Origin of the sequence: Acinetobacter ihumii, from assembly GCF_900625095.1 — a bacterium.
In the GTDB taxonomy this organism is placed as follows: Bacteria; Pseudomonadota; Gammaproteobacteria; order Pseudomonadales; family Moraxellaceae; genus Acinetobacter; species Acinetobacter ihumii.
In genome coordinates, this window is sequence record NZ_LR130760.1 from 1063948 (window position 1) to 1083873 (window position 19926).

The window sequence follows — 19926 nt, forward strand, 5'->3', positions numbered from 1 at the left end:
TGTTAGATGGAAGATTAACATGCTGTCTCGTTTGGTTCGACAAATTTTACAAGCAACGGTGTATGACGTTGCAATCGAAACCCCACTCGAAGCAGCACCACGAATTAGTGAAAAACTTCATAATAATATTCGCTTTAAACGTGAAGATTTACAGCCCGTTTTTTCTTTCAAACTGCGCGGTGCTTATAATCGCATTAGCCAACTTCCAAAAACTCAATTAGAACGTGGTGTCATTACTGCATCAGCAGGTAATCATGCGCAAGGGGTTGCCTTATCTGGTCAGAAGTTAGGAATACGTGCCATTATCGTGATGCCCAAAACCACACCAGACATTAAGATACAAGCGGTAAAACGTCTGGGTGGTGAAGTTGTTTTACATGGTGATTCTTTTGATGTGGCCAATAAATACGCCATTCAACGTGCAAAAGATGAAGGTATGACCTTTATTCCACCTTATGACGATGAGCTGGTCATGGCGGGTCAAGGCACCATTGCCAATGAAATTTTACGTCAATGGCGTGATGTCGAATATGTTTTTGTAGCCGTAGGTGGTGGCGGTTTAATTGCAGGTGTTGCGGCTTATCTGGGCGATGTAGCACCCCATGTTAAAGTTATTCCTGTTGAATATGACGAGTCAGCCTGTTTAAAAGCAGCATTTGAGCATAATGAACGCGTCATTTTACCGCATGTCGGTTTATTTGCTGACGGGACAGCAGTCGCGCAAATTGGTGAAAAACCGTTTGAAGTCATTCAACTCCAAAAGTCGGATAACTCAGGGCCGATTGTGGAACCTGATGTGATTTTAGTAAATACCGATGAAATTTGTGCTGCCATAAAAGATACTTTTGATGAGTGTCGTAGCATTGTCGAGCCATCAGGTGCGATGGCATTGGCAGGGATCAAAAAATATGTAGCACTGCATCAGATTCAGGACAAAAACATCGTGTCCATTGTCTGTGGTGCAAATATGAATTTTGACCGTTTACGTTATATTGCTGAGCGCACTGAACTTGGTGAACGTAAAGAAGCGATTTTTGCTGTCACCATTCCTGAACAAAAAGGCGCATTTTTAAATTTCTGTCGTGCCTTACATGGTCGCAATATTACCGAATTTAACTATCGTGCAAGTGCCAGTGATGACGCACAGGTGTTCGTCGGCATTAGTCTTAAATCAGGCGAAACAGAACGCCATGAAATATTTAACACGCTCAAAGAACTCTATGAAGTGGATGATCTTTCAGATGATGAAGTCGCCAAACTACATATTCGTTATCTGATTGGGGGCCATGCCAATATTGAAAATGAACGCTTATTTCGTGTTGAATTTCCTGAACGTCCCGGGGCATTATTAACCTTCCTTGAGCGTTTAGGTCCTTCTCACAACATTAGCCTATTTCATTATCGTAATCATGGTGCTGCTGAAGGACGTGTATTGGTAGGTCTGCAAGCAACCGATACGCAGGAAAATCCTGATGTATTGATTGAAACGCTAGAAAATATCACTTATCCATATGAGGAAATCACCAACAATATTGGTTATAAACGTTTCCTTAAATAAAATGCAATAAATAAAGTGCAAGCAAACAGCCAATACAACGATTATTGTTTTGGCTGTTTGCAGTATTTTTGAAATGTAATGCCAAACTAATTAAATATGGATCAGCCATTTTAAAAGATTAAATCTCCACCTGACCTTAACACTTCTTTGCTGTAAAAATATTTAAAAAATAATAAACTCAAACCATAAGCGACACACAACACATTCATTTTTAAAAATACATCATAAATTCAGGTTCATTATGGCTCAATTTGCTGTCATTGGTTTAGGAAGTTTTGGTGCAACGGTGGCAGTACAACTGATGCAACTGCATCACGAGGTCATTGGAATTGACACCGTCAAACGTAATGTTGAAGATTTAAGTGATCAGTTAACCCATGCTGTCATTGCCGATGCCAGTGATGAACATGTGCTGGAAGAGCTCAATATTAAAAACTGTGCAGCCGTCGTAGTGGCCATAGGTGATGATATTGAAGCCAGTATTCTATGTGTTTTACATCTTAAAAATATGGGTGTCCCCAAAATCTGGGTCAAAGCTAAAAATAAATCGCATCATATGATTTTATCGCATTTGCATGTCGATAAAATCATTCATCCCGAAGAAGACATGGGGGTTCGGGTTGCTCAAGCACTTAACTATCCAATGGTGAGCCGTTATATGATGCTTGAGGGCAACCATTTTATTGTTAAAGTTGAAATTCCCAAGCATTTAAATGGCGTACATTTATTGGGGCTGATTGATGCCACCCATCACGTTAAAACCATTTTATTGCAACGTGGTAAAGATATTATTTATGACCCTGATCCCGCTTGCGTTGTTCAATCCAAAGATATCCTAATTCTGGAAGGTCATATAGTTCCTCTCAAAAAACTCGCAAAAAGATTTTTAAGCCATGATCAAAAAGACTCTTAAAAACAAGACTTTTAATTTGAGTCCGCCTTCACTGCTAGCGTTGGGCTTTTTGAGTTTTATTGCGATTGGAACAGTTTTACTGAAGTTACCAATATCCAATAATGGACATTTTAGCTGGATGGATGCGCTTTTTACTGCAACCTCAGCCGTTACCATTACAGGTTTATCTGTGGTCAATATTGGTCAATCTCTTACGACTACAGGGCAAATTATTTTACTGTTTCTTATTCAGTGTGGTGGACTGGGTTTTATGACCTTTGCGATTTTAGCTGCGCTGAGTCTTGCCCCACAGCTTGGTTTAAAACAACAAATGATGGCTCAGGATTCTTTAGGGCAAACCAGCCTTTCCAAAGTCACGTTTATCGCGCAATCTGTATTTTTCTATACGCTTTTTTTTGAAATCATTGGTATTACGGTTTTAACAACAATCTGGACATCACAATTTGGCTTTGCCCATGCATTATATTATGCTTTTTTTTACAGCATTTCGTCTTTTAACAATGCAGGCTTTTCGCTATTTCCAGATAGCCTAATGAGTTTTCAAAGTCATTATTTTGCCTGTTTAACGATCAGTTTTTTGTATATTTTAGGCGGCATTGGCTTTCTGGTGTTGATGGATATTAAACAAAATAAACGCTGGAAAAGGCTGAGCACAAATAGCAAAGTTGTGCTTTCGACCATTGCCATTTTAAATATCAGTAGTTTTTTACTGATCTGGCTGCTTGAAGCCAATAATCCTTTAACCTTAAGCCAAATGAATCTGGGTGAGCAGGCACTTAATGCATGGTTTCAGGCGACTGTTCCCCGCTCTTCTGGTTTTAACACCCTCGATACTGCGTCTTTAATGAATAGTTCCACACTGATTACCATGTTTCTCATGTTTATCGGCGGGGGTTCTTTAAGTACCGCTGGTGGTATTAAGGTAGGAACTTTCTTTATTTTGGTATTGAGTGTGATTTCATTTTTACGTAGAAATGGTGAAATTCGGGCTTTTAATCACTCCATTTCGTATGCCAATACCTTTAAAGCCTTAGCTGTCGTAGTCATTACTTTAAGTTTAATTTTTGTCGGTTTGATCACGCTATTAATATTAGAGCCACATAAAGATTTTCTGAATTTATTTTTTGAAGTGGTTTCTGCTGCATGTACAGTAGGTTTATCTCGTGGTGTCACAGGTGAATTGCATAATGGCAGTTTGTTTGTTTTAAGTTTACTCATGTTTGCTGGTCGTTTAGGACCGCTTACGCTGGCTTATTTGATTGCCACACCCAAGAAAAGCCGACTCAAACACCCAAGTGCTGATATCCAGATCGGCTAATCAATAAGACATTAAACTTTAAAAAAATGCCCAATCAACTTATTGGGCTTTTCTTTGAACTTGGATACATTTTTTATTGATCTGGATTAGTACCAATCCATCAAGGAAATTCCGAGGCCAAAATAAGTGGCTCTGTGGTTGTAGTCAATCAGACTTTCACCATAACCATCAAAGACTTGAAAATGGCCACGCAGTTTGCCGTGAATCGGGAATGTCCAATCAAACTGTGCTGCACCATGCGAGTCATCGCCCCCTTTTAAAGAGTGACGTAGCATGAGAGAGAAGTCGTGATCATTCCATTTATAAAATGCAGTTAAGTCACCACGACCCACATAATCTTCAATATCAGGGTTATTGTCATTTTTGCGCTCTTCCTTAATACGAATCCAAGGTCGTAGCATTATGGCAAAATTGTCTTTTTCAAATCCTGCATTAAATATCACACGGTTCCAACTACGCGATAAAGGATCTGAACGACCATTAGATTGGTGATTTAAGGTCACTCCAAGTAAACGCCCATCCAGACCAAAAACTTTATAATTGGTTCGGAAAATCAGACTTGCCTCAGGCTCATAGTTGGTTTCACGAAATGGTCGCGACTCATCTCCATTATATACTTGCCAACGTGACGACTGGGTATATCCCAACCAGAGATCACCATTATTGCCAATGATGTTTTCCCACGCCTTGGTTTTAAGCGAAAGCTGAAATTTTGATTCAAGCGACTTTAAGTTTTGATCTTGATTGACCGTATTATTGGGATTCGGGCTAGATGGAAATTCATTTTTCTCAGTCGTCCAAAAGACCGGCAATAAATATACAGGTTTATAGCCACGAATATTCCATGTTCCCAATTTACCCTTTTCAGAGAGCTCCCAACGCTTATCCAATAAAGATACATTTGGATCAAATGGTTCAGCTTCCAGCGCAAACAAGGCACCCACTTTCTCTTCAACTTTTTCTTTTAAAGAAGTTGGCTGCACTTTTTCTTGCATAGGTTGGACAGGTGCCGCAGCTTGTGCTGCAATCGCCTTAACAGTATCTACAGGCACTTTAAAAAGCGCATCATAACAGGCCAAACGTTCTGCATTTGAGTCAAGTGCAACACAAGCTTGTGCGCTTGCAGGACTGGCAGGCATTTCAGTGGGAGTACTGATCACCGTGGTGGTCTGAGTCAGCTTCGCACTTTCAGCATTTGCAGCAGATACACTCATCCAACTGAGCATGCCAAGCACACTCAGTTGTAATGGCGATCGTTCAAAAGATTTGAACGACATAAATTTCTCCAGTTTCTTTTTTTAGTTGACTTGTTTAATTTTAAAACCAAGTTGCTCAAGCTCTTGACGTTTACCAAAAGGCGCGACAACTGCTTTAACTGATTTTTGATCAATTAGATATTGTTTTGCCACACGTTTTAAATCATCCAGCGTTACATTTAACAAGCGAGTACGTAAAGTCTTTCTAAATGCAGGTGTACGTGCATGTAACAGTGCATAGCAGGCTGTAATCGCCTCTCCAGCTGGAGAGCCTGGTTTATCCATGCTTGAAACAAGACCTAGAATGGCTTCCTCTAACTGATGTGCTTGTTGTTCAGTTTGCAATAACCATTCCACACTGGCTTCAAAATCTTTAAATGTTTCTGCCAGACGCGGGTCACGATAGCTATAAAAACGGAAAGAACATGCATTGCCATCGTAGCTTGCTCCGCCGCCATACGCCCCGCCTTTCTCACGAATTGCACTGTGCAAATAACCATTTCGTAAATAAGCAGCCAGTACCATCAACGGTGCTGCATCAGGATGTGAAACTTCAACAGCAGCAAAAGCAGAGGCACAGAATTGAACGTTGGTCTGAATTAACCATGCTTCATCCTGATCATCGTCTTGGTCTTGATGTGAAATATTTTGAATCTCAGGATCTTGATGATCAATGTTAACCTTGTCCCAAACCTGTTGAATGTCTTCAATGAGTTGATCTGACAATTGTTCTTCACAAACCAACAAAAACTGTTTTGGTGCTTGTAAAAGTTTTAAATGAATCGCTTTTAATTGATGAATGAATGACTCATAAGCAGACTCATCCTGCTCAATTTGATCTACTAGATCACTCAACCAGTTTAAGGCACCTAAGCCTGTATTCTGGTAATCACGCTGTGCCAAAGCACTCATATTTCGCGAGGCAATTTGCATGGCATAACTATGTCCAGAGCCCGATAAACGCGACTTCCAGCGCGTGGTTCGTTGTTGTAAAAGCTCAATAATTCGGTCTTTTTCATCAAAACGCAATTTTTCAAAGGCAAGTTTTAACAACTCAATCGCATCACGTTTTTCGTTCAATGATTTAGTGGTCAGGGTTAACCATGCACTTATTTTACCTTTGTCATCGACTTTACTGCGTAGTGACGCTCCCATGCCCAAACCACCACTCACCGCAGTCTGTAACTGTTGTAAAGTCAGGTAATTGTAGTCGGCTGCACCCACCTCACCCATTAAAATAGACAATAAATTGAAATAAGGCGATTGAACCACTTCATCAGGAATTTCAATTAACACCTGTTGATAATAAATTCCATTGGTTCCAGCATGATATAAATTGAGTGGATAATCATGACGGTTGGAAATAATCTCTCTCAGTTGCCCCTGTACAATATGTAATTCCGCAGGCACATCTTCCAAACCTACTTTTGGCAATAAGCTTAAATCATCTGGCGTATCCTGACGCTGTTTTAACGCTGCGGTATGCGCTTCAATTTCAGCCCGATCAGCGTCCGTAAGTTTCGCCCCAATCTTAGCCAAACGTGCTTTTTCTTCCGCCTGATCTTTTGCAGATTTTTCAGCATCAGGAATCAAAGTCATTTGCACACGATGTGGATTGTCCAAGAGATAAGTCTGAATCAGGTTCGACAACCACATTGGATCTTTGAGTTCTTCTTTGACTTGTTCAATCGCAGTATCAACATCCCAGACATGGACTGGGTCATTATGATGAATTGCACTACTCAAACCATTTAAAATCAGACTAAGACCATAGGGCATACCATCGCCATTAATTTCACGCTGATGCAGTTCAATCTGGTGCAAAATAGCATCGACCATCGCTTGATCAATCGGTTGTGAAGCCACATCCTGTAAAATATTCAGCACACCATTTTTAAACGCTTCGGCATGTTCTGGATTAGACCCTTGCACACCACAATAGAACGTCATTTCAAAATTGGAATCATCTACACCCATTAATGGCCCTGTAGACTGTGCATAACCACAGGTTTCCAAGTAATGACGTAATGGTGAAGCTGAGTTTTCAAGTAAAATACCTTCAACCAAACGCATGCCTAGGCGCAATTTAATATCACTTGCTTCGGGTAATAGCCAAGCCAGCACATGATAGGTTTTGTCGGTTAAATCTTCACTATCAACCGCATAAGTCTCAGTGACACTCATCGGAGCGGCTAAGCGTTTTTCAGGTTTAGAGTAAAGTGTGGTTCCCTTTTCAAATTTAGCTAAAGCTAATTTTTCAAATTGCTCTTGTAGCTCATACGCATTTTGATTGCCAAAGGTCATAAATACCGCATTACTTGGGTGATAATGCGTCTTATAAAAATCGACCAATTGTTCATAACTTAGGTCTGGGATGTCTTTTGGGTCACCACCAGAATTATAGTGATAGGTTGTTTCTGGAAATAAATGATAGGCCAGTTGATGATAAAGCTGATCTGATGGTGCACTCATCGCACCTTTCATTTCATTAAATACCACACCTTTATATACAGGTTCGCCATTTTCAAGCTCAATGCGAATACCTTCCTGTGCAAAATCTAGCGGATTTAAATTAGCGGCAAACGCCGCATCCAGATACACGGAAAGTAAGTTTTGAAAGTCTTTTTTATTCTGAGTGGCAAATGGATACGCTGTCCAGTCTGCTGAGGTAAATGCGTTCATAAAGGTATTAAGTGAACGTCGAATCATCAAGAAAAATGGGTCACGTACTGGAAACTTTTCTGAACCACACAGCGCAGTGTGTTCAAGAATGTGAGCCGTGCCTTTTGAATCCATCGGCTGCGTACGAAAAGCAACAAGAAAAACATTTTCATCATGCGAAGTCGCCAAATGATAATGAATTGCTCCTGTGACTTTATGTCGATATTCAGAAACTAAAATATCCAAAGCATCAACATGGTGTTGACGTACCAACTGAAACGCAGGATGTACAGTTTGATTAATGGTTTCAGTGACATCTACAGTCATGTGATCTCCTACAAATTTCAAATTTTAACTGAGTCCCATTATAGCCTTAGTCATCCATAAAATTGGTAGTTTTAATCTGACACCAGCCCTGAGATTTGCTATTTTTTGTGCGCATGCTAAAAAGATTATTGAAATTCAAACTCCATATTTCTATTCATTAACAAATATCTAAGCAAATTGTTTAAAATTCAAAAGATTCTTTCGGTAATTGCTTTGTTCGTCCACAAAAAAAGCATAGCCCATTTTTAAATAAAATTGAGCAGCATCTTCAGTGTCTGTATACAGGTGCAATACTTTAAAATAATCCATCGCATGAGTTTCTACAGTTTCAAGCAATGTCCGACCAATCCCTTGTTTACGATAGTCTGGATGTACATAAAAACGTCTTAAACGACCAATCTGATTCTTTTGCACGCTTATATCTCCTTTAACAAACGGATCGCAATTCAAACCACATATCGCGATCAGTTCTTGATTCCAACGTGCTTCAAATAAAGCTTCTCCAACCTTTAAATACTGATTTTTCTCAGTTTCAAACTCCTCTTTTAAACGTTTTAGAAAACGAAACCTTTCATGCACTGAACATTCGACCAATATATTGAAATCATGAGGTAAATTTAAAATTTTATTAATGGTCAGCATATTTTCACCTTTAAATGCAAAATAAAAATTTGATTTAACAAATTACAAATGACGTTAATTCATCTACTTAAATGATGAAATTTACTCATTTACCTACAGCGAAACTGAACAATAGTGTAAAATATCGACTTTGATTTTTTAGATGAGACCATCATCATGGCAACTGTTGACCTTTTTGCAATTGGCAATGCACTCATTGATCAGGAATTTAAAGTTTCCGATGATTTTTTAAGCCAGCAAGGCTTGCAAAAAGGCACCATGCAGCTGACCGATGGTCCAACTCAAGCAACACTTTACCAAAATCTATTAGCTTCGCAGGATTATAAAGGTCAAGCCAGTGGCGGTTCGGCGGCAAATACCACGGTGGCATTTAGTACCCTTGGAAGTCCTGCTTTTTATGCTTGTCGTGTCGGTCAGGACGAGTTAGGTCAAGTTTATCTGGATGGTTTAAATGATGCAGATATTTATACCTCAGAAAAATCAAAAACTGAGGGTGTAACCGGAACCTGTATGGTACTGATCAGCCCTGACACAGAACGCACCATGCATACCTACTTGGGTATTACCACCGAGCTTTCTGCTGAACAAGTCGATTATGAACCCTTAAAAAAAGCAAAATGGCTGTATATTGAAGGTTATTTATCGACCAGCCCTTCTGCTCGCGCAGCAGTCAAACAAGCACGTCAAATTGCACGTGAACACGGAGTAAAAATTGCTTTATCGCTTTCAGATCCAGCGATGGTTCAATATGCACGTGAAGGTTTGGATGAACTCATTGATGATGGCGTTGACTTATTGTTCTGTAATGAACAAGAAGCTTTAATGTACACTCAAACGCACACTATTGATGAAGCTTTTGCGCAATTGAAATTAAAAAATCATACCATTGTCATTACACAAAGTGCCAAAGGCGCATCAGTTAGTTCAGGAAAACATCATTTTCATTTAGGTGGGCGTCGCGTACATGCTGTGGATGCCAATGGTGCGGGTGATGCTTTTGCAGGTGCATTTTTATATGCGATTAATCAGCACATGTCATTAGAAGATGCGACTCAACTGGCTATTCTGGTTTCAAGTGAAGTCGTTGCTCAGTATGGTCCACGTTTAGATATAGAAAACTATGCTAAACTGTTAAAAAATTTCCAGACAGAATGTGCATAACAATGGAAAAAATTTGCAATACCGATGATATTCCCGAGCGTGAAGCACGTTCTTTTGAAACTGCTCAGGGAGAAATCATATTCATTACTCAACGTGATGGTGGATTTTACGCCTATCAAAATATTTGTCCACATTTGCAAGTTGAACTCGAATTTCTTGAAAACCAGTTTTTAGATCAGGATCAAGAGTTTATTCAGTGTTCAACGCATGGTGCATTGTTTAATGTTGAAAATGGTGAATGTATTTCTGGTCCTTGTCTGGGTGAGTTTTTAACCAAAGTTAAAATTCAGGTACATTCAGATGGTGGGATTTACTTAACAGAATAATTTCTCAGGTTTTGCCATGTCAGATTTTTTTCTTAACTATGACTTAATGCCTTTTCATTTAAGTGTGATCGCGTTAATTGTTCTGAGCATGGCAGAAACCGTCGGCATCTATGCGGGTGTTCGACCGAGTACACTCATTCGTCACATCGCACCAGATTGGCTGGTTCACTCTCCCTTATTCAATGTCAAATTTTCCAAGATCCTGATTCTGGTTTTTTTACTGATTAATTTCAGTTTTGCGGGCTATTTTTTACAGCTTGCTTTTTTTGCTAAACAACATAGTTTCGTATCCCCTTTCTATCTGATTCTACCTGCGCTCATTATTGCTATTTTTTTTACTGTGTTCATGATCCACTGTCTGGATCAGGTCATCAAACCACAGCTTGAACACCATAACACCAGTTTGCTGGGGCGACTGGCAACGATTTCCAGTGGCAATGCCAGACCTGGCTTCTCTGCGCAAGCACGTATTCGTGATGAATATGGTCAAGTGCATTATGTGCAAGTTGAACCAGAATTTGGTGAACTTGAATTTCGTTCACAGGTTATTTTAATTCGCTTTAAACAAACGCATTACATTGCTAAAAAAATTGCATTATCAAATCACTTATTTACACCAACAGAATAATCGTGTATACATTTTAATCAATAACAAAAAACACAATAGGATAATTCAAAACCTAGAAAATATATTAGAAATATATTGCTTCACTGGAAATATATCTATTTTTATAATCCGACCAAATTAGTTGGTTATTTTAATTCGTCCAAAAATTAATTATAAGCGTTTTAGTCGGATTTAAATTCCATATACAATTGTTTTGGTCGGGATTTTATTGATATAAATGCAAGCATTTTAGTCAACTTTATTTTATTTTAATTCATTAGAAATTAAAAACACAAGTTATTGATAAATATGTAATTAACAATATATTTTTATTTTAACTGTTTTAGTTGTTTATTTTTTCATTGTTGTCATTAATAATATACATTATTGAATTAAATAGGCTTGTATATATGAGCTTAATGAAAAAAGATTTTAACCAGCGTTTAGTTAGAGAAATTGCAATCATATTAATAATTAAGATTGTTATTCTACTTACTATTAAACATATCTGGTTTGACGCACCTACCATCCCTAAAAACTTTGACAATCAAGTTGCCGAGCGTATAGCTGGCACAAATTCCCAAATCAAGGAGACACGTTGATGATATCTGAAAGCGTGGTCGATCTTTCGCGGTTCCAGTTTGCTATGACCGCGATGTATCACTTTATTTTTGTTCCTCTGACATTAGGCCTAGCTTTTCTTCTTGCCATTATGGAAACAACGTATGTTATTTCTGGTAAAGAAATCTATAGAGATATGACCAAATTTTGGGGAAAACTATTTGGTATTAACTTTGCTCTCGGTGTGACGACAGGGTTAACCATGGAGTTCCAGTTTGGTACAAACTGGGCATATTACTCACATTATGTCGGTGATATTTTTGGTGCTCCACTCGCGATTGAAGGCTTAATGGCGTTCTTTCTTGAGTCAACCTTCATTGGTTTATTCTTTTTTGGCTGGAATCGACTCTCCAAGGTTCAACACTTATGTGTAACTTGGCTGGTGGCGATTGGTTCAAACATGTCTGCCCTCTGGATTTTGGTGGCGAATGGCTGGATGCAAAACCCGGTAGGTGCTGCATTTAACTATGAAACCATGCGTATGGAATTGACCGATTTCGCAGCATTGATTTTTAACCCCGTTGCCCAAGTCAAATTTGTCCATACGGTTTCAGCAGGTTATGTGACAGGTGCGATCTTTGTACTGGCGATTTCAAGTTACTACCTATTGAAAAAACGTGACTTACCATTTGCGCGTCGTTCATTTGCAATAGCCGCAGTATTTGGCATGGCCTCGGTTCTTTCTGTGATTTTATTGGGTGATGAATCTGGTTATGAACTCGGCGATGTGCAAAAAGCAAAATTGGCTGCCATTGAATCTGAATGGGAAACTCAACCAGCACCAGCAAGCTTTACCCTATTTGGTATTCCTAACCAGCAAGAAATGCGTACTGACTATGCCATTAGGATTCCTTATGCATTAGGTTTAATCGCCACTCGCTCAACGGACAAAGAAGTGACGGGTATTATCGATTTGATGAAAGAACATGAGTTACGCATCCGTAATGGTATGGTGGCTTATAGTGAGCTTGAAAAGCTTCGTGCAGGTGATCGTTCTCCTGAGCTTTTAGCCTCTTTCCAAGAAAATCAGAAAGATCTTGGCTATGGTTTGTTATTGAAGAAATATACAGAAAACGTCACAGATGCCTCTGAAACGCATATTCAAGCTGCGGTTAAAGACAGTATTCCTAACGTTACTGCACTGTTCTTTACTTTCCGAATTATGGTTGCATGTGGTTTCTTAATGTTGCTTCTTTTCATCCTTGCGACATGGGCTGTTGCTAAACGCAATGCTGAAGATAAACCTTGGTTACTTAAGTTTGCCTTGTTTGCATTACCATTACCATGGATTGCAGCTCAAACTGGCTGGTATGTTGCAGAAGGCGGTCGTCAACCATGGACCATTGGTGAGGTATTACCAACACATCTTTCTGCTTCAAGTTTAAGTACTGGCGATGTCTGGGGTTCAATTATTGCACTTGCAGCGTTCTATACTGTATTACTCGTGATTGAAATGTATCTGATGATCAAGTTTTCGCGCTTGGGTCCAAGTTCACTTCATACTGGTAAATACCATTTTGAAAAACAAGAAAACTCTCATTTGGTGAGTGGGGAGAATCAATCATGATCGAATATGAACTCCTAAAAATTATTTGGTGGGTCTTGGTTGGCGTACTTCTGATTGGACTTGCACTGACTGACGGTTTTGATATGGGCGCAATGATTCTGATGCCATTTGTTGGTAAAACAGATGATGAACGTCGTGTTGCCATCAATACCATCGCCCCACACTGGGATGGTAACCAAGTTTGGTTAATTACTGCGGGTGGTGCCATATTTGCCGCATGGCCGATGGTATATGCCGTTGCCTTCTCTGGCATGTATTGGGCATTATTATTGGTCTTATTTGGTTTATTCCTAAGACCGGTAGGTTTTGACTATCGTTCTAAGCTTGAAAATACCAAATGGCGTAACTCTTGGGATTGGGGTCTGTGCATCGGTAGCTTCGTTCCAGCATTAGTGTTCGGTGTTGCGTTTGGTAATATGCTAGTGGGCGTGCCATTTAGTTTGGATGAAACCGTTCGCTCTCATTATGATGGTAGTTTCTTTGCACTACTCAACCCATTCTCTGTGATCTGTGGTCTGGTCAGTGTGGCTATGCTGTGTGCGCATGGTGGTGCTTGGTTAATGCTACGTACCGATGGCGCATTGCACCGTCGTGCAGCAAAAGCCACTCAAATTATGGCTGCAGTCTATCTGTTATGTTTCATTGCTGCCGGAGCATGGCTATATTTTGGCAATATCGAAGGCTATACCCTTGCGCAACCATTTAATACTAACGGCGTTGCAAACCCTTTAGCCAAAGAAGTGCTGACTACAGGTAATCATGGCTGGTTAAACAACTATAGCCTGTATCCAATTACCATGCTTGCGCCTATTGTTGGTATTTTAGGTGGAATTATCGTGGCAATTTCTGCAGGTAGAAACAAAGCAGGTTTGAGTTTTACTGGTTCTGCCTTGGCAATTGTGGGTACGATCTTAACCGCCGGTTTTGCTTTATTCCCATTCTTGATGCCATCAAGCATCAGCCCTGTTTCAAGCTTGACCATGTGGGATGCGGTTTCAAGCCATAAAACACTGGGTGTAATGACTGTAGCTGCCTGTATTTTTGTGCCGATTGTATTGAGTTATACGTTCTGGTGCTACTATAAAATGTGGGGCGTTATTACCAATAAAGACATTCAAGCTAATTCACATAGTTTGTACTAAGCTGACAAGGAGAATTATAGATGTGGTATTTCGCATGGATTCTTGGTGTATTGATGGCTTGTTTTGCCGGTGTTCTCAGTGCACTTTATATAGAGCATCATCAAAATTTAGATGAGGAATAACATCATGGCACAAGCAATGTCGACACCAAAGAAAAGTAAAATGCAAACGATTGCGATGGCTATTTCATTCTTGTTGGCATTGCCGCTTGCAGCCGTTTTGTTGGTTCATCCTGCACTGATGCTGGACGAACATGGTCATTATAATCACAGTGTATTAATGCTGGTAATGCTTGGCATTTCAGGCGGTTTTATTCATGGTGTCGGCTTTATTCCCCAATTCTGGTTGTGGAAATGGCTATTTAGTCCGTTTGTAGCGTGGCCATTGATGTGTGTTGGCTATTATCTCTGGCTCATTCAGTAGTTTTTAAAACCAAAGAACGCTAAGTTTACCAATCCTCCTATACGAAAATCGAGTTAAGTCATTAACTCGATTTTTTCTTTTGAGCGATCTAAACGATGACAGATCAATCTATGGGCTTTTTTATAGCGGTTTTAGCGCTTTTTATTTCTCTCTTGGTCAAAAAATAAAAAGCGCTGATGAAAGAGACCTAATAGTTACGCGACTCACCTTGTTCAGATAAAAAAGTTTGAATCAAACCCACAACTTCTTCTGGTTTTTCAGCATGCAACCAATGCCCTACACCTTCAATGGTTTTAATTTCAGCATTGGGGAATTGATCACGAATGACCTGTTCATATTCAGGTTGAATATATTCAGATTTTGCTCCTTGAATAAATAAACATGGTTTATTCCAAGCTTGAATATCGTTCCATCCGGTTAAATTGGGATATTGTTTCTCGAGTGCATCTACATTGAACAACCAATGCCCCTGATTAAATGATTTCAATAAAAACATGATCACACCATCTTGTGGGATATATTTTTTCATAATTTCAGTCGCCTGCTTACGACTGAGTTCATGAGGTTCAGCGCGAACTGCATTGATCGCATCTAAAATATCTCGATGACGATGTCCCTGATAAGCCACAGGACTCACATCCAAAATAATCAGTTTATCCACTCGATTTGGATAAAGCCCAGCTATTTTCATAGAGACTTTGCCACCCATAGAGTGTCCAATCAGTGAAAATTGATCAATTCCAAGTTCATCAAGTGTATCCACCACATCCTGCGCCATAATTTCATAATTCATTTCATCACTATGCGGTGATAAACCATGATTACGTAAGTCCATCTGAATAATTTTATGGTTGGTACTGAGCGCGCGAGCAATCACGCCAAGATTGGATAAACTTCCAAATAAACCATGTAACAAAACCACAGGTTTATTCATGCTGGCGTGATCGGCTTCAACAATGTGGGTATTGAGTATCATAAAGTTTTCCAAGTCATTTTTGCTCTAACGTTTAGACTAGCTTGGCTTTATGTCAGGATTCAAGCAACAACTACATTTCAATAGCAAATATAAAGCCCTCCGAAGAGAGCTGTATATTTTTAACACAAGTACTAGGCTTAAATTTTTTAATTTAACAAGCCCATGCTATTTGTTGTGCACGTTGCTGAAGTTTTTGTACCGCTACACGTGCCTGCGCAGCAAGTTCAAGCATATCAAGATCAGGTATTTGATTATGTTGAATCACCGTTTTGCCACCGATTAACATATGTTTGATATTGGCTTGTCCAGCACTGGCAACCGGTCCAATCGCGATATCATGTAAGCCCCAATATCGTGGGTCATCCAGCTGATAAACCACTAAATCTGCTTGTTGACCAACTTGAAGTGTGCCAACATCGGATAAACCAAGTACTTGCGCGCCGCCCTTCGTTCCCCAGCGAATAACATCTTCAATGGTTGCGGCATCTGCACCCCCTTCAAATAAACCACCTTCATATTTAGGTTGAGCAAACATGCCTTTTCGGGCGCGTTGTAGCATCCATGTCGCATGAGTTTCTGAAAGCATATCTGCGGCTTCATTAGATGCAGCTCCATCTACCCCAATCGAGATGTTCATGCCTGCCTGTTCTAACGACACTAAATCTGCAATGCCACTACCGAGTCGTGCATTGCTTTGTGGGCAATGTGCGATCCCTGTTTTAGTCTGTCCCAGCAGTTGAATTTCTTCAGGGAGTAATTTGACCAGATGTGCAAACCAGACATCTTCTCCAATCCAGTCATGTTCTGCACAAAACTGTACAGGGGTCATGCCGAATTTGGCACGTGCAGCATCCAGATAATCGACCGTTTCTGACAAATGACTATGTAAGCGAATACCTAAATGACGCGCAAGTTGGGCCGTCTCGCGCAGTTGTGCGGGTGTGGTGGAATGTAGTGCAGTTGTAGGTGCCATAACAATCCGTCTAAATGCCTGACCACTGTGGTCATGGTATTTACTGACCAAACGCTCAATATCCGCCGTAAATTCATCAAACTTTTCTGGACGTAATGCTTGTGGCAACTCAGCTTCAAGCCCTCGCGTCAAAGTTGCCCCGCCACGGCAAAGTACAAAACGTAAGCCCAATTGATCCGCTTCATCAAATAAAATTTCAGCGCCATCAAACGGCATATTTGGCCAATAAAGATAATGATGATCTGCAACCGTCGCACAACCTGAACGCAATAATTCGATTAAACCAATTCTGGCAGCAAGCCTGAAAGTTTCTTCATCAAACGCCCCACGAAAACGATATGGCGTCGATGCCAGCCAAGGCGTCAGGCTTTGATTCAAGCCTTGCGGTTCACCTTTGAGCAAAGACTGAAATAAATGATGATGCGTATTGACCCAAGCTGGATAGACCACACAATCTTTGGCATCAATCACATTTTCATCACTTAGGGCAGTTAAATTGCCCATGTCAGTGATTACACCATCTTGAATACGAATTGCACTGGCATTTGAACGTGCTGCATCACCTGTCAAACCCGTTAAAATGGTATGCGCATTTTTAATAAGATAATTCATCAGGCTTGCTCACTCTCATGCCATTTATTCAAAAACACCTGACTCAGCATCGACATCACAATAAACAAAACCAAACCTGTGCAGGTAATCAGAAACAATGCAGCAAACATTAAAGGTAAATCGAGCTGGAAACCCGCTTGTAAAATCTGATACGCCAATCCTGCACTGGTTCCGCCTGTACCTGCAACAAACTCAGACACTACGGCTCCAATCAATGCCAAGCCACTGGAAATTCGTAATCCACCAAAAAAGTAAGGTAATGCATTCGGCACACGCAAACGCATGAGCACCTGCAAACGACTGGCTTTATTGATGTGAAACAAGTTCAGTAAGCCTGCATTCACACTACGTAAACCCAGTGTGGTGTTGGTCAGGATCGGGAAAATCGCGACCAGCATGGCACACACCACTAAGGCCAAGGTGGTATTTTGAATCCAGATAATCACTAGGGGTGCAATGGCAACAATGGGTGTAACCTGAAATAAAATTGCATAAGGCATAAAACAGGCTTCAATCACACGGCTTTGCACAAATAAAAATGCAATTAAAGTTCCAATCACCACCGCACAAATAAATGCCAACAGGGTTACCTTTAAGGTGACCCATAAACTACCAAACAATAAATCAGATTTTTCAACCAGTGCATGACCTATATCCGTCGGCTTTGGAATGAGATATACAGGTACATTTAATTGTTGCAGCACAATTTGCCACACCACAAGTAGTAAGATACCCAAAGCTAAAGGAGCTGCAATACGACGAAACTTTGGATGATTCATTAAAGGCTTAACCATGATGTTCTCCTCCACTTGCTTGTTCTAAGACATCTGATAAATGAGCACATTGCTTCATAAATACATCAGACGTTCTGAAATGTTCATCACGATGCTGTGGCCCTTCAATCTGAATATCTGCAACCACACGCCCTGGACGTGCACCCATGACAATGACACGAGAAGATAAAAACACCGCTTCATAGATACTGTGTGTCACAAAAACAATGGTCAAATCACGTTCAGACCACAAGGTACGGATATCGCTATCCAAACGATGTCTGGTAAATTCATCTAGTGCGCCAAAGGGTTCATCCATTAACAACAAGTCAGGCTCAGTCACCAAAGCTCTTGCCAACGAAGCACGCATTTGCATACCGCCAGACAGTTCTTTGGGATAGGATTGACCAAATTTTCCTAACCCTACAGAAGTCAGTGCTGCGGCGACTTTGGCTGTGCTTATATTTTTCGAAACATGGCGCAAGTCTAACGGTAAACGCACATTGTCCTGAATATTAGCCCAAGGCATCAGAGTCGCTTCCTGAAAGACCATGGCCATTTTGCATTGTGACTGCATATCGGTTTTACCATTCCAGCGCACTTGTCCTGCTGAAGGTTTTTCCAGATCTGCAAACATTTTAAGCAAGGTGCTCTTGCCACAGCCAGATGGTCCAAGCAGTGATACAATTTCACCGCGCTGGATATCTAAATCAAAACGCTGTAGTGCATGTGTTCCATTGGGATAGATTTTTTCTACCCCACGAACCATTAACATTGGGCTGGCAAAACTCGTGCTGGTTTCAGGCTGTGCCGCAATTGATATTGCTGAATTCATATTAGGTTCCCCCTCTGGCATTTTATTGACTACCTAATAGATTGGCTCAATTTTTCTTGGCACTTGGCTTCACAAATTGTGTGGTATAAGCCGTTTTCCAATCTACTTTAGGATCCAGCAATTTGGCTTGTACCATAAAGTCACGAGTTTTCTTCCAGCGTGCATCTGTCATGACACCGATACCCATTTTTTTGGCATCTCCACCATCAATTAAGCTCAGTTGTTTCATTTGAGACAGCGCAAAAGCAAGTAATTGATCATCCATGTTTGGATTTTCTTTTTTAATAATGGCATTACCCGCAGCAGGATTGTTTAAATAACTTTTCCAGCTTTCCATAGATGCTTGTACAAAACGGCGCATCACATCTGGCTTGGTTTGTAGAACATCATTTCGGGTCACTAAAATACCGCCGTAGGCTGGATAACCATCGTTGGCGAATAAAAAGAATTTACTCGATGGCTCTGCTTTTCTTGCCTGAAAGACTTCAGATGTTGCATAAGCTTGCTGCACCACATTTTTACCCGCTAAAAATGGCTGCATGTTAAAGGTATAAGGACGCGCCTGAGCATTATCTAGATTGTATTTACCACGTAACCAAGGCCACCAGCTGGCTTGTCCACTGGTCGATACCAGCACAGTTTTGCCTTTTAAATCTGCCAACGATTTAACATCGCTATGTGTGATTACCCCTTGAGGATCAAACTGAAATGGTGCAGCAATGGCTTTAATTGGGAAACCACTTTCGATTCCTTTGAGTACCTGTAAGTCATAATTGATAATGACATCGGCTCGTTTTGCCAGAAGTAAAGTCATATTGTTGACTTGAGGACCACCCACTTTAATGGTGACATCCAGACCATGTTTTTTATAAATGCCTTCTGCTAAAGCTTGATAGTAACCACCTTGTTCAGCCTGTGCATACCATGTGGTTTGTAGAACAAGTTTGTCATTTGCCTGAGCAAGAGTTGTGAAAAGTAAAGAAGCGGCAACGACAGCCAGACGCGATGTGCCTAAACGGTTATAAATTTTCATAATAAATCCCTGATGAATAGGTGAAATCTTTTTGCTATTCATTCCAAGGAGGGAGTTTGAGTAATTTCTAAATGTCGACAAACTCTCAATACCTTTTAAATTTTATAAAGGTATTGTCCCCCTAAGAGGAACAGCTGATGCTGTAGAGCAATGTCCCATGCGACTGATCGCACTAACCGCTTATACTCATCAAGATATTAGC

Annotated in this window: 19 protein-coding genes; 11 read left to right on the forward strand and 8 right to left on the reverse strand. The window is 40.3% G+C overall.

What is annotated here, in order from left to right; all coding sequences use genetic code 11:
- Window positions 1-19 precede the first annotated feature (19 nt).
- The 3 genes from ilvA (at window position 20) to E0D95_RS05025 (ending at window position 3789) form a co-directional block, all read left to right on the forward strand.
- Window positions 20-1558 (forward strand): threonine ammonia-lyase, biosynthetic, encoded by a 1539-nt coding sequence (ilvA, locus tag E0D95_RS05015; protein WP_130802857.1) that lies wholly within the window; start codon window positions 20-22, stop codon window positions 1556-1558.
- Between the two features lie 241 nt (window positions 1559-1799).
- The gene (locus E0D95_RS05020; RefSeq protein ID WP_130802858.1) at window positions 1800-2471 is read left to right on the forward strand and encodes a potassium channel family protein; all 672 of its coding nucleotides are present in this window, start codon (window positions 1800-1802) and stop codon (window positions 2469-2471) included.
- Window positions 2452-3789 carry a TrkH family potassium uptake protein gene (locus E0D95_RS05025; protein WP_130802859.1) on the forward strand — a complete coding sequence of 446 codons (1338 nt, stop codon included), beginning with the start codon at window positions 2452-2454 and terminating at the stop codon, window positions 3787-3789. The genes E0D95_RS05020 and E0D95_RS05025 overlap by 20 nt, the downstream gene beginning before the upstream one ends.
- 86 nt (window positions 3790-3875) lie before the next feature.
- Here the strand turns inward: E0D95_RS05025 and E0D95_RS05030 are convergent, their stop codons facing one another.
- The 3 genes from E0D95_RS05030 to E0D95_RS05040 all read right to left on the reverse strand — a co-directional run bounded on the left by E0D95_RS05030 (window position 3876) and on the right by E0D95_RS05040 (window position 8675).
- Window positions 3876-5066 carry a phospholipase A gene (locus E0D95_RS05030; protein WP_130802860.1) on the reverse strand — a complete coding sequence of 397 codons (1191 nt, stop codon included), beginning with the start codon at window positions 5064-5066 and terminating at the stop codon, window positions 3876-3878.
- A gap of 21 nt (window positions 5067-5087) precedes the next feature.
- Window positions 5088-8033, reverse strand: a complete 2946-nt coding sequence (locus E0D95_RS05035) for an insulinase family protein (protein ID WP_130802861.1) — start codon at window positions 8031-8033, stop codon at window positions 5088-5090.
- Between the two features lie 168 nt (window positions 8034-8201).
- Window positions 8202-8675: a GNAT family N-acetyltransferase gene (locus E0D95_RS05040; RefSeq protein WP_130802862.1), complete on the reverse strand. Its 474-nt coding sequence runs from the start codon at window positions 8673-8675 to the stop codon at window positions 8202-8204.
- 156 nt (window positions 8676-8831) lie between these two features.
- Between E0D95_RS05040 and E0D95_RS05045 the strand changes: the two genes are divergently transcribed.
- The 8 genes from E0D95_RS05045 to E0D95_RS05080 all read left to right on the forward strand — a co-directional run bounded on the left by E0D95_RS05045 (window position 8832) and on the right by E0D95_RS05080 (window position 14522).
- The gene (locus E0D95_RS05045; RefSeq protein WP_130802863.1) at window positions 8832-9836 is read left to right on the forward strand and encodes an adenosine kinase; all 1005 of its coding nucleotides are present in this window, start codon (window positions 8832-8834) and stop codon (window positions 9834-9836) included.
- A 2-nt stretch (window positions 9837-9838) separates the two neighbouring features.
- Entirely contained in the window at window positions 9839-10162 is a 324-nt protein-coding gene (locus E0D95_RS05050; RefSeq protein ID WP_130802864.1) for a Rieske (2Fe-2S) protein, read from the forward strand.
- A gap of 16 nt (window positions 10163-10178) precedes the next feature.
- A complete protein-coding gene (locus E0D95_RS05055) occupies window positions 10179-10790 on the forward strand; it encodes an OB-fold-containig protein (RefSeq protein WP_130802865.1) in 612 nt (203 codons plus the stop codon).
- Between the two features lie 389 nt (window positions 10791-11179).
- Window positions 11180-11371, forward strand: a complete 192-nt coding sequence (gene cydP / locus E0D95_RS05060; protein WP_130802866.1) for a cytochrome oxidase putative small subunit CydP — start codon at window positions 11180-11182, stop codon at window positions 11369-11371.
- Window positions 11371-12957 carry a cytochrome ubiquinol oxidase subunit I gene (locus E0D95_RS05065; protein WP_130802867.1) on the forward strand — a complete coding sequence of 529 codons (1587 nt, stop codon included), beginning with the start codon at window positions 11371-11373 and terminating at the stop codon, window positions 12955-12957. Before cydP ends, E0D95_RS05065 begins: the two co-directional genes overlap by 1 nt.
- Window positions 12954-14099 (forward strand): cytochrome d ubiquinol oxidase subunit II, encoded by a 1146-nt coding sequence (gene cydB, locus E0D95_RS05070; RefSeq protein WP_130802868.1) that lies wholly within the window; start codon window positions 12954-12956, stop codon window positions 14097-14099. Before E0D95_RS05065 ends, cydB begins: the two co-directional genes overlap by 4 nt.
- Window positions 14100-14119: 20 nt before the next feature.
- Complete coding sequence (cydX, locus tag E0D95_RS05075) at window positions 14120-14221, forward strand: cytochrome bd-I oxidase subunit CydX (protein ID WP_067555818.1); 102 nt, start codon at window positions 14120-14122, stop codon at window positions 14219-14221.
- Between the two features lie 4 nt (window positions 14222-14225).
- Complete coding sequence (locus tag E0D95_RS05080) at window positions 14226-14522, forward strand: cyd operon YbgE family protein (RefSeq protein WP_130802869.1); 297 nt, start codon at window positions 14226-14228, stop codon at window positions 14520-14522.
- 187 nt (window positions 14523-14709) lie between these two features.
- Here the strand turns inward: E0D95_RS05080 and E0D95_RS05085 are convergent, their stop codons facing one another.
- From E0D95_RS05085 to E0D95_RS05105, 5 genes are all read right to left on the reverse strand, one after another.
- Window positions 14710-15498 (reverse strand): alpha/beta fold hydrolase, encoded by a 789-nt coding sequence (locus E0D95_RS05085; RefSeq protein WP_130802870.1) that lies wholly within the window; start codon window positions 15496-15498, stop codon window positions 14710-14712.
- Window positions 15499-15649: 151 nt separating this feature from the next.
- On the reverse strand, window positions 15650-17083 hold the full coding sequence (locus E0D95_RS05090) for an amidohydrolase family protein (protein WP_130802871.1): 1434 nt from the start codon (window positions 17081-17083) through the stop codon (window positions 15650-15652).
- Window positions 17083-17877, reverse strand: a complete 795-nt coding sequence (locus E0D95_RS05095; protein ID WP_130802872.1) for an ABC transporter permease — start codon at window positions 17875-17877, stop codon at window positions 17083-17085. The genes E0D95_RS05090 and E0D95_RS05095 overlap by 1 nt, the downstream gene beginning before the upstream one ends.
- Window positions 17870-18691, reverse strand: a complete 822-nt coding sequence (locus E0D95_RS05100) for an ABC transporter ATP-binding protein (RefSeq protein WP_130802873.1) — start codon at window positions 18689-18691, stop codon at window positions 17870-17872. Before E0D95_RS05100 ends, E0D95_RS05095 begins: the two co-directional genes overlap by 8 nt.
- Before the next feature lie 46 nt (window positions 18692-18737).
- On the reverse strand, window positions 18738-19724 hold the full coding sequence (locus E0D95_RS05105) for an ABC transporter substrate-binding protein (protein WP_130802874.1): 987 nt from the start codon (window positions 19722-19724) through the stop codon (window positions 18738-18740).
- Window positions 19725-19926: the final 202 nt, after the last annotated feature.